General features: G+C 66.7%; 20 protein-coding genes. 11 read left to right on the forward strand and 9 right to left on the reverse strand.

Annotation, left to right across the window (positions count from 1 at the left end; translation table 11 throughout):
* Window positions 1-78: 78 nt before the first annotated feature.
* The 4 genes from fusA to MPARV_RS0120190 all read right to left on the reverse strand — a co-directional run bounded on the left by fusA (window position 79) and on the right by MPARV_RS0120190 (window position 4,193).
* Entirely contained in the window at window positions 79-2,175 is a 2,097-nt protein-coding gene (gene fusA / locus MPARV_RS0120175; protein ID WP_020379542.1) for an elongation factor G, read from the reverse strand.
* Window positions 2,176-2,294: 119 nt separating this feature from the next.
* Window positions 2,295-2,765 (reverse strand): 30S ribosomal protein S7, encoded by a 471-nt coding sequence (gene rpsG, locus MPARV_RS0120180; protein ID WP_012225297.1) that lies wholly within the window; start codon window positions 2,763-2,765, stop codon window positions 2,295-2,297.
* Between the two features lies 1 nt (window position 2,766).
* Window positions 2,767-3,138: a 30S ribosomal protein S12 gene (gene rpsL / locus MPARV_RS0120185; protein WP_012225298.1), complete on the reverse strand. Its 372-nt coding sequence runs from the start codon at window positions 3,136-3,138 to the stop codon at window positions 2,767-2,769.
* A 314-nt stretch (window positions 3,139-3,452) separates the two neighbouring features.
* Complete coding sequence (locus tag MPARV_RS0120190) at window positions 3,453-4,193, reverse strand: TetR/AcrR family transcriptional regulator (protein WP_012225299.1); 741 nt, start codon at window positions 4,191-4,193, stop codon at window positions 3,453-3,455.
* 444 nt (window positions 4,194-4,637) lie between these two features.
* Between MPARV_RS0120190 and MPARV_RS0120195 the strand changes: the two genes are divergently transcribed.
* From MPARV_RS0120195 to MPARV_RS0120215, 5 genes are all read left to right on the forward strand, one after another.
* Complete coding sequence (locus tag MPARV_RS0120195) at window positions 4,638-7,172, forward strand: glycosyltransferase family 4 protein (protein ID WP_172636607.1); 2,535 nt, start codon at window positions 4,638-4,640, stop codon at window positions 7,170-7,172.
* Window positions 7,169-8,473: a glycosyltransferase family 4 protein gene (locus tag MPARV_RS0120200; protein ID WP_031279561.1), complete on the forward strand. Its 1,305-nt coding sequence runs from the start codon at window positions 7,169-7,171 to the stop codon at window positions 8,471-8,473. The genes MPARV_RS0120195 and MPARV_RS0120200 overlap by 4 nt, the downstream gene beginning before the upstream one ends.
* A gap of 119 nt (window positions 8,474-8,592) precedes the next feature.
* A complete protein-coding gene (locus tag MPARV_RS23305; protein ID WP_012225302.1) occupies window positions 8,593-9,594 on the forward strand; it encodes a hypothetical protein in 1,002 nt (333 codons plus the stop codon).
* Window positions 9,591-11,168 carry a glycosyltransferase family 39 protein gene (locus tag MPARV_RS0120210; RefSeq protein WP_012225303.1) on the forward strand — a complete coding sequence of 526 codons (1,578 nt, stop codon included), beginning with the start codon at window positions 9,591-9,593 and terminating at the stop codon, window positions 11,166-11,168. The genes MPARV_RS23305 and MPARV_RS0120210 overlap by 4 nt, the downstream gene beginning before the upstream one ends.
* Window positions 11,165-12,328 (forward strand): hypothetical protein, encoded by a 1,164-nt coding sequence (locus MPARV_RS0120215; RefSeq protein WP_020379545.1) that lies wholly within the window; start codon window positions 11,165-11,167, stop codon window positions 12,326-12,328. The genes MPARV_RS0120210 and MPARV_RS0120215 overlap by 4 nt, the downstream gene beginning before the upstream one ends.
* A gap of 17 nt (window positions 12,329-12,345) precedes the next feature.
* Here MPARV_RS0120215 and MPARV_RS0120220 read toward each other — a convergent pair whose 3' ends face one another.
* From MPARV_RS0120220 to MPARV_RS0120235, 4 genes are all read right to left on the reverse strand, one after another.
* On the reverse strand, window positions 12,346-13,665 hold the full coding sequence (locus MPARV_RS0120220; protein WP_157789756.1) for a hypothetical protein: 1,320 nt from the start codon (window positions 13,663-13,665) through the stop codon (window positions 12,346-12,348).
* Between the two features lie 465 nt (window positions 13,666-14,130).
* Entirely contained in the window at window positions 14,131-14,994 is an 864-nt protein-coding gene (gene cobA / locus MPARV_RS0120225) for a uroporphyrinogen-III C-methyltransferase (protein ID WP_020379547.1), read from the reverse strand.
* Window positions 14,991-16,865 (reverse strand): assimilatory sulfite reductase (NADPH) hemoprotein subunit, encoded by a 1,875-nt coding sequence (locus MPARV_RS0120230; protein ID WP_020379548.1) that lies wholly within the window; start codon window positions 16,863-16,865, stop codon window positions 14,991-14,993. The genes cobA and MPARV_RS0120230 overlap by 4 nt, the downstream gene beginning before the upstream one ends.
* Window positions 16,862-17,542, reverse strand: a complete 681-nt coding sequence (locus tag MPARV_RS0120235) for a phosphoadenylyl-sulfate reductase (protein ID WP_012225310.1) — start codon at window positions 17,540-17,542, stop codon at window positions 16,862-16,864. The genes MPARV_RS0120230 and MPARV_RS0120235 overlap by 4 nt, the downstream gene beginning before the upstream one ends.
* A 60-nt stretch (window positions 17,543-17,602) precedes the next feature.
* On the opposite strand from MPARV_RS0120235, the gene MPARV_RS21875 reads away from it, so the two are divergent.
* The 6 genes from MPARV_RS21875 (at window position 17,603) to MPARV_RS0120265 (ending at window position 23,397) form a co-directional block, all read left to right on the forward strand.
* Window positions 17,603-18,178: a precorrin-2 dehydrogenase/sirohydrochlorin ferrochelatase family protein gene (locus MPARV_RS21875; RefSeq protein WP_020379549.1), complete on the forward strand. Its 576-nt coding sequence runs from the start codon at window positions 17,603-17,605 to the stop codon at window positions 18,176-18,178.
* A gap of 97 nt (window positions 18,179-18,275) precedes the next feature.
* Window positions 18,276-19,148 carry a TIGR03619 family F420-dependent LLM class oxidoreductase gene (locus tag MPARV_RS0120245; RefSeq protein WP_012225314.1) on the forward strand — a complete coding sequence of 291 codons (873 nt, stop codon included), beginning with the start codon at window positions 18,276-18,278 and terminating at the stop codon, window positions 19,146-19,148.
* A gap of 64 nt (window positions 19,149-19,212) precedes the next feature.
* Complete coding sequence (locus MPARV_RS0120250) at window positions 19,213-19,911, forward strand: hypothetical protein (RefSeq protein WP_157789757.1); 699 nt, start codon at window positions 19,213-19,215, stop codon at window positions 19,909-19,911.
* A complete protein-coding gene (locus tag MPARV_RS0120255) occupies window positions 19,908-21,551 on the forward strand; it encodes a tetratricopeptide repeat protein (RefSeq protein ID WP_020379551.1) in 1,644 nt (547 codons plus the stop codon). Before MPARV_RS0120250 ends, MPARV_RS0120255 begins: the two co-directional genes overlap by 4 nt.
* Window positions 21,545-22,513 carry a hypothetical protein gene (locus tag MPARV_RS0120260; protein ID WP_012225317.1) on the forward strand — a complete coding sequence of 323 codons (969 nt, stop codon included), beginning with the start codon at window positions 21,545-21,547 and terminating at the stop codon, window positions 22,511-22,513. The genes MPARV_RS0120255 and MPARV_RS0120260 overlap by 7 nt, the downstream gene beginning before the upstream one ends.
* A complete protein-coding gene (locus MPARV_RS0120265; protein ID WP_020379552.1) occupies window positions 22,510-23,397 on the forward strand; it encodes a hypothetical protein in 888 nt (295 codons plus the stop codon). The genes MPARV_RS0120260 and MPARV_RS0120265 overlap by 4 nt, the downstream gene beginning before the upstream one ends.
* Before the next feature lie 74 nt (window positions 23,398-23,471).
* On the opposite strand, the gene MPARV_RS0120270 is transcribed toward MPARV_RS0120265, so the two are convergent.
* Window positions 23,472-25,121, reverse strand: coding sequence for a DEAD/DEAH box helicase (locus MPARV_RS0120270; protein WP_020379553.1), 1,650 nt, complete (start codon window positions 25,119-25,121; stop codon window positions 23,472-23,474).
* Window positions 25,122-25,150: the final 29 nt, after the last annotated feature.

The raw sequence follows: 25,150 nt of genomic DNA on the forward strand, positions 1-25,150 counted from the left end.
GGGTGATTGTGGTGGGGGTGATTGTGGTGGGGGTGATTGTGGTGGGGGTGATTGTGGGTGGGGTGATTGTGGGTGGGCTCAGCGCCCGGTGACACGAGCGACGATCTCGTCCTGCACGGTCTTCGGGGTGGGCTGATAGCTGGCGAAATGCATGGTGTAGTTGGCTCGCCCCTGGGTCTTCGACCGAAGGTCGGTGGAGTATCCAAACATCTCCGACAGCGGCACCTGGGCATCAATCACCTGATTGGCGCCGCGCTGTTCCATCTTGCCGACCTTGCCGCGACGGCTGTTGAGGTCGCCGATGACATCGCCCATGTAATCGTCGGGTGTGACCACCTCGACATCCATGATCGGCTCGAGCAGCGTCGGCTTGGCCTTGCGCGCTGCCTCCTTGAACGCCATCGTGCCCGCAATCTTGAACGCCATCTCGGAGGAGTCAACGTCGTGATAGTCGCCGTCGGTCAACTCGACCTTGACGTCGACCATGGGGAACCCTGCAAGCACACCGGACGTCAGGGCCTCTTGCACGCCGTGACCGACCGACGGGATGTACTCCTTGGGGATGCGCCCGCCCGTGATGTTGTCGTCGAAACTGAAACCGCCGCCGGGACCCGTGGGGATCACGTTGATGACGATCTTGGCGTACTGGCCAGAGCCACCGGTCTGCTTCTTGTGCAGGTAGGTGTGCTTGATGACCTCCTGGGTCAACGTCTCCCGGTAGGCCACCTGCGGCTTGCCCACCGTGGCGTCCACGTGGAACTCACGGAGCATGCGGTCGACGATGACCTCAAGGTGCAGTTCGCCCATTCCGGCGATGATCGTCTCGGCCGTCTCCTCGTCAGTGCGCACCTGGAAGGTGGGATCCTCTTCCGCCAGCGAGACCAGCGCCTTGGACATCTTGTCCTGGTCGGCCTTGGTCTTGGGCTCCACGGCGACGTGAATCACCGGGTCGGGGAACTCGAGTGACTCGAGTTGGATGAACGCTGACGGGTCGCACAGCGAGTCGCCGGTGCGGGTGTCCTTCAAACCGATGGCGGCCACGATGTCGCCTGCGCCCACCCAATCCTGCTCGATCTGCTCCTTGGCGTGCATCTCAAGGAGGCGACCCATGCGTTCCTTGTTGCCACTGCGCGTGTTCAGCACCTGGTCGCCCTTGGTGAGCTTGCCGGAGTACACCCGGAAGTAGGTCAGCTTGCCGACGTGATCGGCGGTCATGATCTTGAACGCCAGTGCGCTGAAGGGCTCGTCCTCTTTCGGGGCGCGGCTGGTGGGCTCGCCCTTGCGGTCGGTGCCGTCCACCGGGGGCAGGTCCAGCGGGCTTGGCATGTAGAAGCACACCGCGTCGAGCAGCGGCTGCACACCCTTGTTCTTGAAGGCAGTGCCGTTGAGCACGGGCACGACCCCGTGATGCAGGGTGGCATAGCGAAGGGCGGAGCGAATCTCCTCGGGGGTCAGCTCCTCCTCGTTGATGAACTTCTCCATCACCGTCTCGTCGGATTCCGACAAGACGTCGATCAGTTCCTGGCGGTACTCGTCGGCTTGCTCGACGAGGTTCTCGGGAATGTCGGTCACCGTCCAGGCGGCCCCAAGTTCTTCGCCGTCCCAGACCCAGGCCTTCATGGTGACCAGGTCGACGATGCCCGCGTACTCGGCCTCCGCACCGATGGGCAGCTGGATGACGGCCACCTTGGCGTTGAGGCGATCCTTGATTGATGCCAACGCGCCGAAGAAGTCAGCGCCGGTGCGGTCCATCTTGTTGATGAAGCACATGCGCGGCACGTGGTACTTGTCGGCCTGGCGCCACACGGTCTCGGTCTGGGGCTCCACCCCGGCGACCCCGTCGAACACTGCGACCGCGCCGTCGAGCACTCGCAACGAACGCTCCACCTCGACGGTGAAGTCGACGTGGCCAGGAGTATCGATGATCTGCACCCGATGCTCAACGCCGTTGACCGTGTCGGTCCAGTGCGCCGTCGTGGCCGCCGACGTGATGGTGATGCCGCGCTCCTGCTCCTGGACCATCCAGTCCATCGTGGCGGCGCCGTCGTGCACTTCACCGATCTTGTAGCTCTTGCCGGTGTAGAAGAGGATCCGCTCGGTTGTGGTGGTCTTGCCGGCATCGATGTGGGCCATGATGCCGATGTTGCGGGTTCGTTCGAGGGGAAGGTTCGACATGATCTCACTCGGTTCGTGCGTCGACGTGTGGGGAAGGTAGGGAGCGGGGAGAGACGGCGAGGCCCGGGCAGGTGCCCGAGCCGCCGACGAAGTGGTTGCTGTAACCGGCCGGAAAGGGCCTACCAGCGGTAGTGGGCGAAGGCCTTGTTGGACTCGGCCATCTTGTGCAGGTCGTCGCGGCGCTTCACCGACGCCCCGATGCCGTTGGATGCATCCAGCAGTTCATTGGCCAGGCGATCGGCCATCGAGCGCTCACGTCGCTGACGGGCGTAACCCACCAGCCAACGAATGGCCAACGTGTTTGACCGACGGGGGCTGACCTCGACCGGCACCTGATAGGTGGCACCACCGACACGGCGGCTGCGAACCTCGAGCGCCGGCTTTACGTTTTCAATCGCCCGCTTCAGCGTTGCGATGGGCTCGGCGCCGGTGCGCTCCTCGATCAAGGTGAGTGCGTCGTACACGACCCGCTCGGCCAAGGAACGCTTGCCCTGGCGAAGCACCTTGTTGACGAACTGGGTGACGAGCACCGAATCGTAAATTGGATCTGGGGACAGTTCGCGGCGAGTGGCCGGACCCTTGCGAGGCATCTCAGCTCTCCTTCTTGGCGCCGTAGCGGCTTCGGGCCTGGCGGCGATCGCGCACGCCGGCGGTGTCCAGGGTGCCTCGGATGATCTTGTAGCGAACGCCGGGCAGGTCGCGGACCCGTCCACCTCGCACCAGAACGATGCTGTGCTCCTGAAGGTTGTGACCCTCACCCGGGATGTAGGCGGTGACCTCCATGCCGGACGACAAGCGGACGCGAGCCACCTTACGCAGGGCGGAGTTCGGCTTCTTCGGGGTGACCGTGTACACGCGGGTGCAGACGCCGCGGCGCTGTGGTGCGCCCTTCAGCGCAGGAGTGGAGTTCTTGTTGCGCTTGGAGGTACGGCCATTTCGGACCAACTGTTGAATGGTGGGCACTGAGGACCTCTTCTGGGTTTCTGGGTCGATGGAGATGGGGGCGACTGTTCGCACGAGGCGGCAGTTCGGGAGCGGGTGGGCTACGGCAGTCCGCCCCTCACGGGACGCACCGATCAAGGAGCAGTCGGCCCAAAGGGACCGAGCACGCAACGGCACGCAGAACAGCGGACAACTCTAACGGGGAGCGACTCGCATGGGCAAAGTACCGGCCGGGACAACAAGGGGACCCGCTCACAAAAGCCGGGCCCCCTGTGCTGTCTTCTGGAGGCGAAACCCGCCCTCGGGCGTGCCACCGCCCGATTGACGGCGCCGAGTTAGGCCAGCGCCGGGGCCGCCAACTTGGATTTATCGGCCGCTGCCGCCGCCTTGGCAGCACTGCGGGTGAGCCGCTTGGCGTCGCCACCCCACGCCGAGAGAAGGTCGACCATCAGCGAGCGGGTAAACCCGTCGAGATCCTTGACCGTGCCCTCGGGCAGGTTGTTGAACAAGGATGCACCGTTCAACGTGGCAGCAAACTTCGAGGCCCGCTGCGCCTTGTTGGCCTTGTCGAGCACGCCGGCGTCGACAGCCTCACTGAGCCGCTCATCGATGATCTTCATCCACGAGTCGGCGGCCTCCAACACGGTGGCCTGATCCTCAGCCATGATCGAACGACCGCCATCGGTCAGCAACAACTGCTGGAGAAAGAAGTCGTCCCGAAGTGCCTTGGGCACCCGAACGGCAAATTCAACCAGCAGCGTCAGTCCAGCCTCGGCCTTTCCCTTGGCGTCGAGACGGCCCATCTCGGCCTGCCAGCGGGGGGCGGCATCGTTGAAGGTGGTGGTCAAACGACCGATGGCCAAAACCTGCAACTCGGCCACCAGGGCCGACTTGGACGCGAAGTACGTATACGCCGTGCCAACCGCTGCGCCCATCTCACGGGCCAGCGCCTGCATGGTGAGCGCTTCCAACCCCCCGTTCAAGACGATGCGGATGGCGGTGTCGATGTACTCCTGGCGCTTGCGTACCCGGTTTGCTGCACGTCCGGTGGTGGGCGCCTCGGTTGCCTGAGTCATGGTTGAACTCCCCTGAATTGTTGTTGTGATGTGTTTTGGAGTGGGTGAGGTGCCCGGGACGACCGGAGTGGTCGATTGGGAAGGCTGTGGCCCGTAGGATTCAGACTGCATGAATGCACTGAAACGCTTCCGTCATCAAGCCACCACCGGGAAGTCCGGGTGGGCTGGCGCCCTTCGAGGACTTCGTCGAGCGGCGGCACGAATCGAGGCACGACACCAGGCAGGCTCCATTGAGGCCTACTTGGACCACACGGTACGGGAGTGCGTTGGATTTGCCACGGCACCGAAAGAGATATCCCATCTTCAATCAGCACGCATCGCTCCTCGGTCACTCTCGGCTGACGCCCGACCCGCCGGTCAATCACCCGTCGATCAGTGTAAGTCCCCCACCACTCAATTGTCCACCATGTTCAATCAATTGAAGCCAGACGAATGGCCTCGTTCATGAGCAAGATTGCCTTGGTGGCCCCCAGCCCTGTTCCATTTCGCGAGGGAGGGGCCGAGCGACTCTGGAACGGCTTGACGGCAGAACTTCGCCGACAGGGGGTGTCCGTCGAACTTTTGAAGGCGCCGATCAGGGAGCGAACGCTCACCCAATTGTTGAAGGGTTATGCAGCCTTTGCCGAATGGGATCTCTCACACTTCGATCAGGTCGTCACCGGCAAGTACCCGGCGTGGGCGATCGATCATCCCAACCATCGGGTCTGGATGCTGCACCCGCTCCGTGGGCTGTACGACCGCTATCCGGCCGGGCTACCGGACCGGCTCCCCAGACCCCTGGACCCGGACCTGCAGGCGGCGCTTGAACTGCCCGGACGGTTGAGCAACGGTGCGGCCGCAGGACCGATCATCGACGAGGCCACCAACCTCATCGGGCGCGCCGCCGAACGACTCGGGGCCGAACACCCCGACCTGGCAATCCCATCACCGTTGGCACGGATGCTGGTGCAACGTCTCGATCACGGGCTGCTCGCAGCCACGAGGGTTCGCTCACACGCCGCCATCTCAGAAGCTGTGGCCCAGCGCCCGAACTGGTTTCCAGCCGGGGTGACGCCGCAGGTGGTTCACCCCCCGCTGGACACCCGGTGGGCGAAAACGCTCAGCACGGTCGCCCTGCCCGAGCGACGAACGTCCGATCCGTTGAAGGTGCTCAGCGTCGGCCGCCTGGAGCAGGCCAAACGACACGATCTAACCATCGGAGCCATACGGGCCATGAAGCGGCCCGCGCAGTTGCGGGTGGTGGGCTCAGGCCCGGACGCCGACCGACTTTCCGAGCTGTGCGACGGCGACGACCGCTGCGAGCTGACCGGAGCCGCGACCGACGAGGAACTGGTCGACGCCTACCGCTGGGCCGATGTGGTGTGCTTTACCGCCGACCGCGAGGACTACGGCCTGGTGGCGTTGGAGGCGCTCACCGCAGGTCGGGGGTTGGTGGCAACCAGCGACGCCGGGGGCGCGCTGGAACTGTTGACCACATCATCTTCGGGTACAGCAATGGGGACCGGATCGTTGACCAAGCCGCCCAACGGCGTCGTCGTACCGCCTACGGCAAAGGACCTGGCCGAGGCACTCGATGTGGTCGCCGCCACCGACGGCGCGGCCCGATCCCTGGGCGAGTCGGCGCGACACGGCGCAGCAAAGCTGAGCTGGGAAACCGCAGTGCGCGCCCTCCTCGACCCCCCGCAGCCGCCAGGACGCCGGGACCGGAGCCAACCGTTGGTCGTGGCCCTCAGCTCCTACCCGGTGTGGCCCCACCGTCAAGGAGGGGAACTGCGGGCATTCCACCTGTTGTCCGGCGTGGCGGAGGCCGGCGCCCGGGTGAAGGTGCTGTCGCTGACCACCGACCCGGACCTCGCCGGGACTCGACGGGTGACGCCCGGGATGGACGAGGAGACGGTGCTGATCTCCCCTCGCCAGAGCGCTGCGGAACATCGCATGCGACTGGTGTCCACGACCCACGCCATCACCGACGTTGCCGCCTCACTGCTGTGGTCCGCCACGCCGGCATTTGCCGAGGCCGCAGGCCGCGACCTCCCCAACGCATCCCTGGCGGTGCTGGTACAGCCCTATCTGGCCACTGCGTTGTCAGCCCTCGCTCCCGAGGGACTACCGGTGATCTATGACGCCCACAACCACGAATCCACGCTCAAGGGCGCCCTGTTGGGCGCTACCCGAGGAGGCCGGTGGCTCGCACGTGCCGCCGCCGAGACCGAACGGGTGGCCGTGGCCCTTGCCTCGGAGATCCTGACGACCACCTCGGAGGATGCCGAGCTGTTTGTCAGCCTCGATGGCGTGGAGCCCGACCGGCTCACGCTGATTGAGAATGGCGCAACGGTCGCGGGGACCCCTTTCGCCGAGGGTGCGGAACGGGAGGCCAACCGCATCCGCCTGCTCGCCAAACTGGGTCTGGGAGACCGAAAGCGGCTGGCGGTCTTCGTCGGGTCGGGCCACCCCCCCAACGTGGCCGCCGCCCGGCACATCATCGACGCTGTCAGGCATCGAGACGATCTGGCGGTGGCCCTGATCGGCCGTCATTCCGACATGCTCAGTGGGCGGCTACCCAGGCACGTTGCCACCCTGGGGCGCGTCGATGACGACCAACTGGCCGAATTTCTGGCGGGGGCGGACGTGGCGCTCAACCCGATCGACGAAGGATCGGGCTCGAACCTGAAACTCGTCGACTACTTCGCCGCCGGGGTCCCGGTGATCTCCTCCACTGTGGGGGCCCGCGGCATCGAGGATCCCCGCCGTTTCGTCCTGCTGGCACCAACCGATGGGCTGGGTGAGGCGCTCGACGCCATCGCGGTTGATCCACGGGTCACCCAACGCGCTCGAGCGGCACGCGCCTACGCCGAATCGCACTTGGACTGGGGGCTCCTTGGCCGACGCGCCGCCGAAGTGGCGCTCGCTCTGGCCCGGACAGCGAGCACCGGGCCAGGCGCTCCCACTGCCGACCGCGCGGCTGAGGCCCAACGATGAGGCCCATCGTGTGGGCCGACGTCACCAACACCGTGCAGGGAACCGGCACCACCGGAGTGCAGCGGGCCGCCAAAAACCTGCTTGCCCCACTGGCCGCAGGCGACGAGCGCCTCGAACTACGCCTTGTTCGCTGGTGCGAACCGTGCGGCGCCTTCCTACAGCTCAACGCCGCCGAACAGGAGCGATTTGCCGCTGCGGCCCCGCCGCCCACGCGCAGGGTCGACCGGCTGCCGCAGCGGGTGCGGCCGGCGGCCAGACGGGCGGCGGACCATCCTGCCATTCGACGACTCAACGCGGCCGCTCAGGCCAAACGTCAGGGCGAGCACCCCTACGCCGAGCATCGTGACCGTTCGACACAGATCGATTCCGGCACCTTTCTGGACCTTGACGCCGCCTGGCACAACCCGCTGATTCGCACCGATCTGCTCCCCGACCTCATCGACCGCGGCGTCCGCACGGCCACCCTGTTTCACGACCTGTTCCCGATTGAACACCCGGATTGGTCCGACCGGGGCACCCGGGCGCTGTTTCCGCCATGGGCCGACGCGCATCTGCGCTCGGACCAGCTCATCGTGGGGAATTCGGACTGGACGCTCCGACGCGCCCTCGACCGTCGTCGTTCGCTGGGCGTGACCGACCCTGAGGTGGCAGGCGTGGTGCACCTCAGCGGCGAATGGCAAGCCGTAGAGGTGGCGTCCCCAGGGGCGGCCTCCCCCGCGGCAGCCTCACCATCGCGCCTCCCACCCGAGCTGGAGGGGCTGCCGTTGGACGGCTACGTGATCTGCGTCGCCACCCTGGAACCCCGCAAGAACCATGCCCTGCTGTTGGACGCCTTCGACCGCTGGTCAACGCGCTCCCCCGGGTTGGGTCTGGTGTTGGTGGGTCGGATCGGGTGGAACACCGGCACACTCGTCAAACGCATCGAGACCCACCCATTGCTCAATCGGCAACTGTTCTGGTTTGCCCACTCCGACGATCCCGCCATGCGAAACATGCTGCGACTGGCCACTGTGGCAGCCATGCCCAGCCACACGGAGGGCTTTGGCCTGCCGGTGCTTGAAGCTCTGGCGCTCGGCACCCCCGTGGTCACCACCAACGGCGGAGCACTGGCGGAGGTGGGCGATGACGCCCCCCTCCGATTGCCCGGCGACGACCCCGCCACCTGGGCGGAGGCGCTGGTTCGCCATCTCGACGATCCTCACTATCTGGCTCGACGACGGGAGGAGGCCCGCGCGGCAGCGCTCACGCTGCCAACCTGGGAGGATGCCCGCGACGAACTGGCCGACCTCCTCACCCGGTAACATCGCCGTCCCCACCCGGCTGGTTCACCTCCATTCCCTCTCATTCACAAGCGAGGTTGGTTTGTACGCGTTTCTCGGCACGACCTCGATGACTCCAACCTCCGAAAAGCCGTCCTGACGTGCAGGTCATCTATCTCTCGAACCGGCCCGACGTGCTGGCGGTCACGGTTGAAGCGCTTCGTCACGCAGTGAGCGAAGCGTTGGACGTGCTCGTCATCACGCCCACCGCCACCGGGCTCAGCGGGGTCACCGATCTGATCGAGTCCGAGTTGCTCTCGGTGGCGGAACGTCGGAGCGCGAAGGCGGCCGACCATGGCGGCCGCAACACCATGCTCCGCGACCTGGCCATCCGCCGCGGTCCGGTGGCCGAGAAGTTTCTGCTCTCCGACGACGACTACCGCCCGCTGGGTGCCATCCCACCCGACTTCTGGCAGCGATCGGGCAGGCTCCGCAACTACGTCAGCCACGACCTGGCCCGTTGGCGCCGCCTCAACACCAGTTACGACGGCACCCAGCTGAACACCTGGTTGGCGCTGGCCCAGTGGGATTGCCCCCACCTGGGGTATGGCTCGCACCTGCCACAGATGATGGTTCGCGATCACTGGATTGAGGCGTTCGACGCATGGGGCCGGTTGTCCGCGGCCACGGCCGAGGCCGGAAGCCCGATGGGCTGGCAGGTGGACGAATGGTCCCTCCCGCTGAACTGGGGCCGACATGTGCATCCCGCGGATTATCACGACGCCGAACCGCATCACACCCTGTGCTGGCCCCAATTTCCCTGGGAGTGGAGCCGCGACTATCGGGCACCCCGTTACGACTTTGAGAACTTCTACCCCGAGCACTATCGCCCGGGCGGACTCTTCGAAGGGCTCCCGCAGGCTGCGCCGAGCGATCCTGGCGCCGCGGCGGCCACCGCTTTCGAAAAGGCCCGCCGCTGGCACGAGCTGGAACGGTCGATGGTCGACCTGCGAGTCCCGGACGGCCTGATCACCCCTTGGACCCACAGCGCGCCCAGGCGCACCGCCCTGAAAGGCCTGCGCCTGGCGAAGTCGGTGCGCTCCTGGACCGGCCTGGCCGCCTCGGGCCGTGACGAAGACCTCACGGAGGACCTGCGACCATGAACGAAGCCAGCGCCGACGTCCGGACATCGGGCGAACCGTCCACCAACAAGCACAGCCCCGTGACCGAGCTGTCTCGTTGGGAGCCGGCCGTCGCCGGCGCCGCGATCATCCTCGGCCTTGCGCTGCGCTTCTGGCCGCGTGGCCCGCTGTGGTTGGACGAGGCCCTCTCGGTCAACATCGCCCGGGTTCCCTTCGGCGAGCTGCAGGCCTACCTCAAACAGGATGGCCACCCGCCCCTGTACTACGCCCTGTTGCACGTTTGGACCGGCACGATGGGCACCTCCACCTTCGCGGTGCGTGCCCTCTCGATCATCATCTCGTTGGCCGGTTTTCCCCTGACCTGGCTGGTGGCGCGCCGGGCGGGCGGAACCCGGGCAGCGCTGTGGGCCGTGGCCGTGTGGGCGATCCTGCCCTACGGAGTCCGCTACAGCACCGAGACACGCATGTACGTGCTGGTCATGGTGCTGGTGTTGGCCGGTTGGTGGTTCCTCGGTCGGCTCTGGTCGGAACCACGATGGCCGGACGCCGCCGCCCTCGCCGTGATTGCGAGCGTCTTGCTGTGGACCCACTACTGGGCGATGTGGTTGCTGGCCGCCGTTGGTGCTGCGACCGTGTTGCGTCGGTGGCTGAACCGGGCCCTACCCAACGCCAACCGGGAACTGCTCCTCACCGGAGGTGCCCTCGGGTTGGCCGGCCTGAGCTTTCTTCCGTGGGTGCCCACCCTGCTGTTCCAGGCCGAGCGCACCGGCACGCCGTGGGGTGCGGTGGAACGACCTACCACCGCAGTGGTCATCACCTTGATCGACTTTGCGGGTCAACCGTCGGCCGAGCCCCAGCTGATGACCTACGTGCTCGTCTTCCTCATCGTGGTGGCCCTCGTCGGGCGTACCCGCGGTGACGACCGGTGGGGGCTGGTCCTGGCAGCACCAGCGCGGCGGCAGGCCATGTGGGCCTTGGCGCTGGCACTCGGCACCCTGCTGATCGGCGCCACCGCTGCCATGGCGAGCGGCGCCACGTTCGTCAGCCGCTACGCCGCAGTGATCTACCCGCTGGTCGTCGTGCTCATCGGCTGGGGCTTGGCCGCCTGCCCGCCCCGACTTCGAGGAGTGCTGGGTGCCGTCGTGCTGGCGGGCTCGCTCGCCGGTATCGCCCTGTCGATCAACGTACCCCGCTCCATCTCCGGCACGGCGGCCCAGGTCATCGAAGCCAAGGCCCCCGACGCGTTGGTGGTGACCTGCCCGGACCAGTTGTCGGTGGCGTTGGGACGCGAACTGCCCGATGGCCAACAGCTGGTGTCCTACCCCGACCTCGACTCCGACCCGAGGTTCATCGACTGGGTGGACTACGCCCAACGGGTGAAGGCCGCCGATCCCGCCGAGGTGGCGGACAACGTCTGGACACTCGCCGACGGTCGTCCGGTGGTGCTGGGATACTCCGACACCTACGACACCCACCGCGAGGCGTGTCCTGCGTTCTTGGCGGCCTTGTCCGAAGGTCATCGCACCGAAACCCTGTTGTCCAGCACCGGCCAGGACGCCTTCGAAAACATGAGCCTGGTGCGTCTCGATCCATGAGTGGACCCGACCAGCAACCAACTGCGGGCGCTCCCGAAACGTCGGGGACTCAGGTCAGCGGTCGGCGAGCCCACGTTCCCGGCCGTTGGTGGTTGACCGTTGTTGGCGCATGGGCGGGCGGGCGCCTGATCGTGCTCACCAGCGTCATGGTTTCGCCCAGCCTGGCCAAACTCGTTCCATCCGCGATACCCCTCGGGCCGGACCTGCGTTGGAGAGCTTGGGATGCACTCTGGTACGAGCGAATGCTCACCCTGGGGTGGGGGCACATCGCTCCCGAAAGCTACAGGTTTTTCCCGGGCTACCCGCTTGCCGCTGAACCGCTCTCGCACATCTTCGGCTCGCTCCTCGCATTGTTTGCAGTCACCTGGCTGACCGCCCTCGCAGGCATAGCCCTCGCCGGTGAGCTCACGAAGCGGGTCACCGGCGATGAGTCATTGGCGCTGCGGGTGATGATCCTCACCGGCCTCTTTCCAGCCGCAATGGCCTTGGTCCTGCCCTACAGCGAGGGCCTCGCGCTTACGCTGGTGGCCGCCACCCTGCTGGCCCTGCTGGACCAGCGCTGGGAGTGGGTGGCGGCACTTTCGCTCTTGGCCTCGGTGGTTCGACCGACCGGCGTTCTGCTGGTTGTCCCAGTGGTAATCGAACTCTGGCGAGCATGGCCCAACGGCACATCACGGAGCCGCGCAGCCATGCTGTCGGCCGTCGCTGCTCCGGTAGTCGGACTGGCAGGAGTCTTCGCCTGGGTGGGCATCGCCTCCGGCGATTGGGGACTCCCCCTCACCGTCCAACGTCAGATCCGCGGCGGTTTTCTCGACCCTGTTCGGGCGGTGGCTCAGCTACCCGGCGAGATCCTTGGCGGCAACCTGTCCGACGGAGTGAACCTGCTGTTCGTCGTCGTGCTGGTGGTCGGAGCGATCGGCATGTGGCGTCTGCCCATGCCAACCTCCTTGCGGGCCTTCGGTGTCGTCACGCTGTTGGTGGCCCTCTCAGCCAACAACATCGACTCGCTGGGGCGCTACGGCATGGTGACCACGCCTCTCATTATCGGGCTGTGCGCCTGGCTGGATCGTCGTTGGGCCTACGCGGCCGCCGTCTCGGTCTCGGCTCTTGGTTTGGCAGCCATGACGCTCACCTCGCAGTGGGGTCTCGTGGTTCCGTAGGACCCGAAACCGAGAGATCACTCGGTGCGTACGGTCACCAGTGTTCCGTTGGGAAGGCTTGAAACGACGCGCCATTGCTTCGGGACCTCGCGCTTCTCCCCTGAAAAGAGCACGACAGCGAGGTCGCCCGATCCGGGAGCGTCCACCCAGAGCGATTCGGGCACAGCCAACTGCAACCCCTGGATCGTGGGGTCACCCGACGTCGGATCGACCTCGAGCCCGACCGAAACGTCCACTCCCGATCGGTTAAGTGCAGCGACAAAGCCCATGGCGAACGAGAACTCCTCGTTCGAGACCCCACCGGGCGACGACTGCGAAACGACGACCCGGCCTCGAGGGCCCAGTGCAGTCTCCGCGGAATCCTTGATGACCTCGACCGGCCGGGAAAAGGAGTCGGACCTTTCACCTTGTGGTTCGAGCGAACCGGTCCTCATCGACGCAAAAACAACAACTCCGGCGAGGGCGACGACCGGGACCAGCCTGCCGAGGTTCCACGGGTGGAATCCGACAGCCCAGTCGCCGCCTCGACCCCGCGAGAGCCTCAAGCCACGGAGTGCCAGGTACGACACGGACGAAGCGACGATCACTGCCGCCAGGCTCTCGAGGTGGACCGTGTAGTACGCGCGAACCGGTCCCCGCCCCTGGCCCAGCATCACCACGGCGCCGAGCCACCCGACGATGGCGATTCCAAGCAGGCGTCTCGCCACCCGTTCGCCGATACGGCCGTTCCCTTCGACCCCGAGGGCCCCTCCGCCTTCCCCCGTGGATGTCCCCCCCGCGTAGCGGTCCCACAACAGCACCATGCCGACCCCAAGCGGGGCCAGGAGCCACAACGGACGACCATGATCCGCCACACCCTCGTAGACGTTGGTCGCACCCAGCCAGGCCGGACGTGGTCGAAAAGCTCGCATTCCGGCCTGTATCGCATCGCCGAACCCCGTCTTCGGAATTGGGCCGTTGCGACTGAACCGCATGATCTTCCAGACGTTGCCGGAACGCCCTGAGACGAGTTGCTGAACCCCCGGCACCAGCCACAGAAGCAGCGCAGTGCCGGCAGCAGCACCCCAGGCCTTCCGCAGGTCAGACCGAGCATCGGTTCGCAACTGGCCCAGAGCCAGCACGGTCAGAATCGCCATGCAGGTCCCGACGTTGCCGACGTGTGCTTGGATCAGAAATGAGGCCACTGCCACGGCGGCCACCGACGACACGACATCTCGATCCCACGCAGCGGCGGCGACGACAACCAGCAGCGGCAGACCCAGGAGTCCCACCATCGGATTCCACGGGGAGGTGACGTAGCTCCATCCAGTCAGCGGGGCGAGTAGAACGAAACTCATCGCGACGGCGAAACCAACCCGTCTCCCCCAGGCCCTCCAAGCGATCCACACTCCCAGGCAGGCGGCGACAGCCGCCAGAGCCGTCATACCAACGAGGTACGCCGCGCTACCGCTCGCTATCAAGCGTGGCCAACTCATCCACCAAATAAAGAGTGGCCCCGGGTGGCGGAATCCATACTGCGAATAGCTCCCCAAGAACGCCGGCCCGGACCTCACGTCCAGGTCCAGCGCCGCCCAATCACCCAGGGGGCTTCCGCTGTCCCAGGAGAGGATGCGAATCGCAGCGATCGCGAACGGCAACAGGACCAGGAATCCCACCAGAAAGGGCAGGGATCGCTCAGCAACGCCATCAAGGCGTTCGGAGAGCCGCCCGATCATTCGCGCCCTCGACCAACCACAAATCCGCTCCAACCTGATGCACGGGTCAGCGATCGTATCCCAGTGTTCGTGCGGACCCTCGACGGGTCAGTTGGCCGAGTGACCGCTACGCCCAGGGGTGACCCCGACGGCATCTGCTCCGATGATGTCGAGGGCGGCCACCGCACCGACCACGATCACCGCCGGCGACCGCACCGCCGCACACCCCAGTTCATCCAGGCGGCACCGCACCACCTCCTGCCGGAGGGTGGTCGCTGCGTGAACCGCCGCCACCGGCGTGTCGCCGGCAAGCCCACCGGCCTGAAGCTCGGCCGCGATCTCCGCTCGGTTGGCCACCCCCATCAGGATGGCGATGGTGCCGCCGACCTTGGCCATCGCCCGCCAGTCCACCGGCGTCTCGCCGGGACGTCGATGACCGGTCACCACGGTGTAGCTCGGCGACACGCCACGATGGGTCACGGGTATGCCCGCCGCTGCCGGCGCCGCCACCGACGACGAAATGCCGGGTACGACCTCCACCTCGATGCCCGCCCGCTGAAGCTCGAGCGCCTCCTCGCCGCCCCGGCCGAACACGAACGGGTCGCCTCCTTTCAACCGGACCACCATCAGCCCCTGGCGGGCCAGGTGAACCAACGTGGTCGAGATCAGTTCCTGTGGCGTGGCGCGTCCCGGGCGCTTGCCCACGTCGATGCGTTCGGTGCCCGTCGGGATCAACGCCATCACCCCCGCTCCCACCAGGGCGTCGTGCACCACCACGTCGGCCTCGGCCAGCAGCCGAGCCGCTCTCAGCGTCAGCAGGCCGGGGTCCCCGGGGCCGGCACCCACCAACGCCACCCGACCCACCGGGGCCGCCTGCCCGCATCCGGCCCCGCCCTCGATACCGGCCGCGTCCCCGGCACCGGCGCCGGCGCCGGCGCCGGTAACACCGTGGCCAGGGTTCAGCGCGCTCACGTGCTCACCCTGGCTCGGGCCGTGGATCGACGATGGACGGAAGGTTCCGGCAGCCAGGGCTGCATTGCGACCACCCCGACCGAAGCGGCCCAATCGCCAAAGGACACCTGATCCTCGGCCGAAACGGCGAATCGCTCCAGCACCGGTCGAACCAGTTCGGGCACGTCGGCAAGGGCCACGTCAGCGCGCAGCAGCACCGCCAAGCGGCCGCTGCCCCCTCCGACGTACACGTCGTAGGTCCGCTTACTGCGACCCACGACCCCCAGTTCGGCCGAGTATGGCCGGGCACATCCATTGGGGCATCCGGTCATGTTCACCCGAAGCGGCAGCCCGGTGTTGCCGGTGTCGGCCAGCACCTTCTCCAGCGCATCAACCAGATCGGGCAGGACACGCTCGGACTCCCCAAGCGCCTGGCCACAGGTAGGAAGGGCGGGGCAGGCAATGGCCAGATTGCGGACTGCTGACTGCTCACTCGCCGTTCGCAGACCGTTCTGGCGCAACAGCGTCTCAACCCGGTCTCGCTCGGTCACTCCACACAGCAGCAGGTCCTGGCGGGGTGTCACCCGAAGTTCGGTGACCAGACCCGCCTCAACGACCGCCGTGATGGCCCGGCGTTTGGCGACGTCGAGACGTCCCGATGGAACCGGCACCCCCAGAGTGCCGCTTGGGCTTGCGGAGGATCGTGACGACTTGGCGCTCAGCCGCACTGCGACGATGCCCGACGACGCCGGCTCGGAGCTGCCATCCTCCGGTCGGCCCAACGGGTCGTGCCAGCCAAGGTGGGCGTGAGTGCGCCATGGGAGCAGCCTCACCGGGGGCGCCAACGTGGCGCCAAGACGGTCCTCAAGCTGGCTGCGCAGCCAACCGATCCCACGCTCCTCCAACAGGTACTTCAGTCGCGCTCGGCTGCGGTCCTGCCGATTGCCGTGGACCCGCTGGGTCTCCACCACGGCGGCGACCAGGTCCACCACCTGTGCCCGGGAAGCCCACGCCAACGGACGGGCCACCACCGGGTAGGTGTCATCGGGACGGGCATGACTCATCCCCATTCCACCTCCCGCCAGGACAACGAAACCGGTGAGTTCCCCGGACGTGCCGTTGCTCAGTGTCGGCACCAGGCCGATGTCGTGGCTGTGGATGTCGACACAGTCGTCGCCAGGCCAGGCCAGGCCGATCTTGAACTTTCGGGGCAGGTAGGCCTCCCCGTACACCGGTTCCACCTCCGCTACGCCATCGCTCCCCGAAGCGGCCTCCTGCGCGATTGGGCGGGGGGCGGCGGTCGCCGACACCGCCCGCTCGCCGTTGACGAACAGATCCCAATATGCGGGGGTCCGTGCCCTGAAGCGGGCCACCAACTCGTCGACCAGCGGACGCAACACGGCAGTTCGTGTCGGATCGGGCAGTGGGCAGGCCATCACGTTGCGCACGACGTCGCCGCACGCTCCCAGCGTGGTCAGACCGGCCGCGTTCACTTCGCTGACCAGGTCGACAAGTTCACCCTTGGGCACCAGGTGGTACTGGACCCCCTGCCGGGTGGTCAGGCGCAACGTGCCGTCACCGACATCGGCCAGGGCATCGAGGGCGGCCCACCCGTGCGGCGAGATGACCCCGCCGGGCACCGAGGCCCGCACCATGCACGAATGCGCCGGACCCAACCGGGCCTGGGTGCGGACCTTGCGCAGGTCTCGATCGTCCTGCTGGTAGATGCCATGAAACTTCAACAACATGGGGCTGTCGCCCGCGAAGGCGTCACCGCCCGCCTCCACATCGGCAGCGAGTTTGCCCCGGAGGTATCCGCTTTCGCGTTTGGTGAGTTCGGCCTTGGTGAGTTCGGCCTTGGTGAGTTCCACGCTCAGGTGCTCCGTCGTCATGTCCGGCCTCCGCTGGTCAGGGCAGGTTGGGTTCCCGGGACCTCCAGATGCAGGCCACATTCGGTTTTGCCCTGACCCGCCCAGCGTCCCGAGCGATCGTCAGCTCCGTCGGCCACCGGCGCGGTGCATGGCCAGCATCCGATGGAGGGGTAGCCACGGTCAGCCAGTGGGTGGGCCGGAAGGTTGTGCCGAGCCTGATAGCTCTGCACGTGGTCATCGTTCCAGGCGGCCAGCGGGTTGATCTTGACGACGCCGCGCGTCAGGTCTTCGTGGGCGACCCGAACGTGCGCGCGCGCCGACGAATCGGAGCGTCGAAGGCCGGTGACCCAGGCCGACTTGCCGGCAAGCGCTCGATTGAGTGGCTCCACTTTGCGGGCCGCACAGCATGCGTTGGTGTCGTTACGCCAGACATCACGGTCCGTGCCGGGCAACGGGTGGATGGTTCGAAGGTTCAGGTTGAAGCGACGACGCAGATCGTCGGCGAACCACTCGGTCTCGGCAAACAGGTAGCCGGTGTCCAGCAACACGATGTCGACATCGGGGATGGCGCCGGCCACGAGGTGCACCAGGGTGGCGTCGCCAAAGCTGGCGGTCACCACCAAACCGCAACCGAAGCGAGCGTCGGCCCAGCGGAGAACCTCGGTTGGGTCGTCTGAAGGAGGGGTGTGAAGCGTCATGAGGACGCCAGTAGATCAAAGTCGACTAATCAGGTCAACTTTGTCGACTACAGTTCTTCCATGTTCGACTACCCCGTGTTTCTCAACCTGGTCGGTGTCGACGTGCTGGTCGTGGGGGGCGGCCCGGTCGGCCTCCGCAAGGTTGCCGGACTCGCCCGGGGCGGCGCCCGGGTTCGTCTCGTGGCACCCGAGGTGGCGTCAACCTTCGACCGTTCGCTGGTCGTCGAGCATCGTCGGCGCCCGTATCGGACCGCCGACCTGGACGGCATGCGCCTGGTGATCACCGCCACCGGAGTCCCCGAGGTGGACAGCCGGGTCAGTGCCGAGGCAACCACAGCGGGCCAGTGGGTCAACGCCGCCGATCGTCCCGAGCATTGCTCGTTCATCCTGCCCGCGGTGGCTCGGGCCTCACCCCTCTCCGTTGCGGTCAGCAGCGACGGCGCCAGCCCTGCGCTGGCGGGTTGGGTGCGCGACCGGGCCAAGGCCGTGCTGAGCGATGAGGTGGTGGAACTTGCCCATGAACTGGCCCAACGCCGGGCCGCCATCCATGCCGCCGGCGGCTCCACCGAGGAGGTCGACTGGGCATCGATCATCGACTCGACCTTGTCGACCCAACCACCCGCATGCCGCCCCTGAACTTGCAGGCACCGGCGAGTCCCGAAGTTGGCAACCCGCCGAAACTTCAGCGCCCGCCCGCTTGGGTAGGGTGCGCACTTCCTAACCCGGGAGGACCATGAAGTTCACAGCTGCGCTCGCGTTCACCGATCCCGATCAATACCTGCCGTTGGCCAAGGCCTGCGAGGACGCCGGCATCTGGGCGGTTGCCTGCTCCGATCACGTGGTGCATCCCCGGGAGATCAACTCGCCGTATCCCTACACCACCGACGGCAGTCCCCGGTTTCCCCCGCAAAGCCCGTTCGTCGACCCGTTCGTGGCCATGGCCGCCATGGGTGCGGTCACCGAGCGGCTGCGGTTCTTCACCAACATCTACGTGCTCCCGCTGCGCCACCCGCTCAGCGTGGCCAAACAATTGGCGTCGATCACGTCGATCATCGGCAACCGGGTGGCGCTGGGCATGGGGGTCGGCTGGATGGAGGAGGAGTTCGAGTTGATGGGCGCCGACTTCCGAACCCGCGGCAAGCGTGCCGACGAGGCGGTCGCCATCATGCGAGGGTTGTGGGACCCCGAACCCGAGTGGTTCTCATTTGAGGGCGAGCACTACCGGCTGCCCGAGATCGAAATGACCCCGCGCATCTCCGAACCGGTGCCCATCTACGTGGGCGGTATCTCCGAGTTCGCCTACAAGCGGGCCGCCCGGTTGGGCGACGGCTGGATCTCCGACCTGATGACCTCCTCCGAGGTGGCCACGTCCATCGAGCGCATCGAACACTGGCGGGCCCATTTCGGCACCCAGGACCAACCGTTTGAGTACGTCGTGTCGGTGTCCGACGTCGTCAACGCCGAAGGATTCGCCCGATTGGAAGATCTCGGCGTCACGTCTGTGCTCACCATGCCGTGGGTGTACACCCGCGGGTTCACCGAGGAACTGGACGAACGCCTGGCGGGCATCACCGACTTCGCCGACCAGGTGATCTCCCAGCAGTAGAAGAAGCGCTCCTGAGCAGTCGAAGAACCAGGTAGGGCGCCGTCAGGTTCTAGCCTCTCGGGTTGTGACTCCAACAAGCGTGAAGCGGTGGATCGCGCTCCTCATCGGAGTCGCCACGATCTCGGCCGGCGTGTTGACCTGGCGAGGCGGCCAAATCGGTTCATCCGCCTCCTTCAACGACCGGCAATCAGTCGGCGAACAGGTCGATCTCGACAACGCCGAAGTGGACGTCACGATCGAGGCAGCCCGCCACGCCCGCCAATACGACCGCTACCTGGCGGAGTATGCAGTGGCCGACGGGCTCGACAACGACGCCGAACAGCTTCGGACAGCGGGCAAGCCCGAGCTGGCGGACCTTGCAGCGCGGCAGGCCGACCAACGGCGGCAGGCAGCGGAGACACGAGCAAACGATGCCGGAGTCTTTGGATCCCTCACCCTGAGCGATCCACACTCCGCCGCCCCAACCACCCCCCGGGTGTTCGACCTTCAGGAGCGCGTGCACGAGCTCCGGGTGCTCGAGACCACCTCGTTGGGGTCCTCCGGCGATCTCCAGCCCCAGAAGTGGGCCGACAAGTCCGATCGGATCCGGGTGCGCATCCGCAATCTCACCTACTGGGTCGGCCTGTTGTTGATCGCCGTCGTGACGCTGACCGCTGCCGAGGTCACCGTCAGCCAACAACTTCGCCGCTCGGGCCTTGTGTTCGGGGTTGTCTGCATCGGGACCGCCTGGATCGGCGCATTGGCCACGGGGTTCGCCACTTGAACGCCGAACCGGAGGACGTGGTCGCTGTCGGCGAAGACGACCAGCTTGAGACACGCGTCGATGTGACCGACGAACTGCCCGAGGAAAGCGACCCCTACAAGCGCCGAGTAGCGGTGGTGTTGGCGGTCCTCGGCGTCCTGGGCGCTTGGATCGGCGTGTTGCACATGGACTCGGCAAACCAGGAGTCATACTTTGCCCGCCAGACCACCCGCACCGCCGTCGGATCGCTGACCGCCAACCTCAACAAAGAGGCACTGGAGGGCCTCTCCACCGACCTCGACGCAGAGGCGGACGCCCTGGAGATGTCGACGAAGTTCGACCCGGGGACACCGGTCGGCGCCAACGAGCCCAAGGAGTCCAAGGAGCCCGACCAGGTGCTGGCCGCGGACGGCGTCCGGGCGGGTATCGATTCCAAACAGCGCGACCGACTGACCAGGGAGTTCACCCTGAACTCCGAGCGAGAGGTGCTGAAACGCAAAGCGCTGGCGGAGACCCGCGTTGCGTACAACATCCGCACCTCGCAGTTCGAAACCGTTCTGACCACCCTGGCGGCCGCGCTGTTCCTGGTCGGTTTCACACTCGTGCTCAATCGACGAACCCGTCCCCCGGTGTTGATCCCCGGACTGCTCCTGGCCGTATACGTCGCCGGGTGGGCCGTCTGGATTCATGCCAAAGACGTTCCGACCACCGCTCCTGAGTCCATCGACGCTGCGGCGGAGGCGGCAACCCATCTCGCCTTCGGCGAGTTTGCTGCCGCGGTCGACGGCTACACCCGCGCCATTGAGGCCGACTCCGACTTCGTCCCAGCCTTCAACGGTCGAGCGCTTGCGTCGTTCCAGATCTCCAATCCTGACTTCGCCTCCACCCTGGCCATCGTCGACACCGCCACCCCCGAGGCCAAACAGGCGGTGTCCGATGCCGAGACCGCAGTGCGCCTCGACCAGGAACAAAACTTCAACGGCCTCATGCTGTCCGGGATCTTCCAGTTTCATGACGGTGATTACGCCACGGCGGCACATCGCATCCGCCAGGCCACGGCGATCAACGGCAACGCACCCGAGGCGTACCTCACGCTGGCAGCCACCGAACTGGCGCTTGGAGACCAGGTGGCAGCCCTCGACGCGCTTGGCACCGGCATCGACATACTCAACCCGGCGACGGACTCGTCCGAGGCCCGCCAGCTGACCGCCGATCTGTTCACCCTGCTCGAGCAGGTGGATGCCGCAGAGCCCGAGCGGTCCGCCGACGTCGCTGAGGTTCGCTCGGTCCTCGCCGCCGAAGAAGCACAGCTGGCATTTGGGCCGTTCGACCCGAAGGCATCGACCGACGCCAAGCTGACACTCGAATCATCTTCCTACATCGGAAACGACCTCTCCTTCGAGATCGCCTACGCGGGGCTTCCGGCAGAGAGCCGCGTGTCGGTGTACGTCTTCGAGCAACCGGCCAAGGGTGCACCGTTCTCGCAGCGAGCCGAACTGGCGCGATTCGAAACCCTGTCGGGCACGGGCACCCTGGTGAGCGAGGCCTCAGTTCAAGCCGCGTGCACCCCGGTTGCGTTTCGATACGACGTGTACGTCGATGGGGCACTGGCCAATTCCTTTGATGCCGCCGGCGCCGAAGGCGGCCAGACCGCGTGCTGAACCTGGCCGAGGCGCTGGCCCGAACTGCCACCGATCCGCCGCCACCGGTGAGCACCGACGACCTGGAGGACGTGGTGCACCTGCTGGAGGGTACAGCTCGCCAGGCAGCGGCCGGCATCCCCGTCGAGGGGCTGCCGTTGCGGGCACCCAAGTCGGTGGTGGCCGACGCCATTCGGTGCGCGCGGTTCGCTGCTGCCCGGCGTGCAGCGGGGTTCGACACCTCCTCGCCTGCTGCCCAACGCAGACGTCGGCGGGGCGTGGTGGCCGACATCCTGGTGGCTCACGTGCTGGCCGGAGGCAGCCTCGACCGACCGGGGAAGGCACGCACCCCGAACAACGAGGTCGCCACCATCGTGACCGACGCGTGGCGGGCCCGTGGCGATGACGACGAGTTGATGACACTCGAAGCATCGACTCAGACAGAACTTGCAGACTTCAACAGCGACTGCGAGGAGATGGCCAATGCGGTGACGGCCGGCTGGGCGGGGCTCGATTGGACCGGGGACCAAGGCCGGTGGTGGCCACGCACTCAGACGACTGCGGCGATCTCGTTGGCAGACGGAGATGTGGTCATCACCATGAGGCCCGATGCCGAACTGGGTGGCCCGGCGGCCGCGCTGCCAACGGTGCTCGTCGAGGTGAAGGCCAACGCCTTGTCACCCGACCACACCTTCGATCTCAATCTGTATGCCCTGGGGATCGCCTTACGAGATGGTCTGGCACCTGCCCTCGTGTTGCATTGGAGCCCCGGCAACGGTTGGGTGCCGTTGCCCCCCACGACCGCCGATGTGTTGGAAAGCGCCGCCCGGCGCCTGGCCCACGCGCTCGACGTGTTGGGCGCTCTGGCCCGGGGAGAAACCCCCGAGGAATCCCCCGGAGTTCACTGCGGGTGGTGCCCCGATGCTGCTGTCTGCCCCTCGGTCGACCCTTCAGCCCAGCGAAGGACCAGCGAACAGCGGTGAACGACACCGAACTGCCCGACACCGAGCATCCACCGGGCCCTCGAACAGTCGCAGCGGTCGACTGGACCTGGCGGACTCGGTTGGCCGACGCGCTCTCGCCGATCGGGGCCCGGCTGGGCGACGGCGGTCCACCTCGAGTGGACGTCGACGTCTTCGGCCTGACCAATTACCGCAGATGCCCTGGGTTCGAGTCCGAGCCGTTTGTGTGGAATGCCCGCCTTGCGCGACGGTCGCTTGGTCTCACCGCGCTGACGGAATTGCCCCATGTTGAGTATCGCTGCGACCGGGCGCTCGATCGCGCTGAGGCCGCCCAGACGGGTCGGAGTCTCGGCGAGTGGCTGGAGGACCTGCCCTCGGGCGGGTACCGGGCCGTTCGCGCCGAGGCAACGACATGGTTGGCCGCAGCAGTCGGGGCAGTCGGTCTCGGTCAGGTTGCAACGCTCGCCTGGGAATCACCGCCCGGCAGGTTCGATTGGAAGGCGCCAGGCACCCCGCTGGTGGTGTCCGCCAGGTTGGAGGGCGGGACCGCTGATCATCGTCGTGCCACCGATCTGGGCCTGATCCGGCTGACCGAGAGGGCCCACGACACCCAATTCGAACGAGCCGAGGCCGGATGGCTGGCGGTGTTACACGCCACCCGCTTTGGGGTGGCACCCACACGCGTGATCGTCCTCGACCTTCGTCAGGGCCGACGTCGAACCCACCGGGTAACCGAGGATCTTCTCGACCGGGGCATCGAGATCATCACGTCTGCGGCTGCCGCGGCGGTGGAGCGGGCGCTCAACGACCGCCATGACCCGGCCGATCTCACCCCTGGCCGCCACTGCTCCTACTGCGCACGGCGATCGGTCTGTCCTCAGGCGCTGCACGAGCCACCCGGGTAGCTTCGCTCCGGCAACAGACCGTGCCCACAACCGCGCCGTGCCCACAACCGCGCCGTGCCCACAACCGCGGCGCCTCAGCGCACGCTGCGGCTCCACTTTTTGGCCTCGTCCAGACGACGCTGCAACTGGCTCTCGGTGGCCTCCGAAATGCGGGTGACGCCCGACAGCCGGTTGAGCTCACGGTTGACCTGGGCGTGGGTCATGTTGGCCCGGCGTGCCAGATCGCGCGCCAGGGCGGCATTGCTGTCGCGCAGGTCGTTGCGGCGCTGCCGGGCGGTCTTCTCCGGGGCCGTTCCGGGGGAGCCCAACGCGTTGCGTACCTTGCCGTCGGGAGTCGGTGGCGCCACCAACTCCAGGTCGACCCCGGCGTCGTCGTCACCGTCGATGTCGAAGTCGTCGTCATCATCTGCAAACACGCCGGCGGCGGCCTCAGGTTCATGCTGAGCGACCGCACCGATCACGGCGAACAACGACATCTGATCGGCCTCATCGCCACCGTCGGGCGAGTCGAATGCGGGCTCATCGACCCGGTCGTCGTCATCATCCCGGCGTCGACGGGCCAGGCTGTGACGCCGCTGGGTGGCCAACGAGTCGGCGTGGGAGCGCAACCTGGGATCGTCGGGGAGGAAGCACCAGGCCTTCTGCCGGGGTACACCTCTGGTCCAGCGCACCAGCCGCCCCATCGCTTGACGAAAGAACAATTCGGTGGAGGTGTTGGTGGCGAACACGCCGATCCGCAGCCGCGGGATGTCCACGCCCTCGGACACCATGCGCACCGCCACGATCCACGGCTCGCTGCTCTCGGCGAAACGGGCAATGCGGTCGGACGCATCGGGGTCGTCCGATACCGCCACCACCGCCCGGGTGCCCAGCCGCCGAAGCAGGTCGGCGATGCCGGTGGCGTGGGCCTGGTCCATGGCGATGACCAGACCACCCGCCTCCGGGTGCACCTGGCGAAGGGCCTGCAGGCGCTCGTTGGCCTGGGCCAGCACGGTGGGCATCCAATCGCCCTCCAGCGACAAGGCCACGCGCAACCGCTGGTTGGCGTGCTCCCTCGTCAGTTCGTCATCGAACGTGGCGGCCACAGTCGCCCCATCCGGAGCCACCCACTCCATAAATCCGCCGATGCGGGGAAAGAACAACGGCCGCACCACACCCCGGTCGGCCAACGCGTCGCCGTAGCCGTACTCGAAGTCGGGCTGGGCCTCATCGAGGTGGTAGCTGACGAACGGGATCGGCGTGACGTCAGAACGAAATGGCGTGCCAGACAGCGACAGGCGGCGTCCTGCATCGGCGAACGCCGCGATGATCGCAGTGCCCCATGCCCGATCATCGCCGGCGTGGTGCACCTCGTCAAAGACGACGAACGCGCCCGGAGCCAGGCGCGCCAGTTCGGCCGAACTGGTGGCCACCTGTTGGTAGGTGGTGACGATGCCATGCACGTCGCCGGGCAGGCTGCCCTCCCGCGCCGACCAGGCCGGGTCGAGGTGCAGGCCGAAGCGGGCGGCCGCATCGGCCCATTGAGTCTTGAGGTGCTGGGTGGGCGCCACCACCACCAGGCGTCTGCCCTTGGTGGCCGCCAGGTACTGCGTGGCTGCCGCCAGCGCAAAGGTGGTCTTGCCCGCCCCCGGCGTGGCCACGGCCAAGAAGTCGACGCGTTCCGACGCGTTGAACTTCTCCAGTGCCTGGTGCTGCCAAGGCCGCAGCCGTATGCGTGTCGCCATTGGTCGTGACCGGGAGGGTAGGGGGACTC

Source organism: Candidatus Microthrix parvicella Bio17-1 (assembly GCF_000299415.1).
Classification (GTDB): domain Bacteria; phylum Actinomycetota; class Acidimicrobiia; order Acidimicrobiales; family Microtrichaceae; genus Microthrix; species Microthrix parvicella.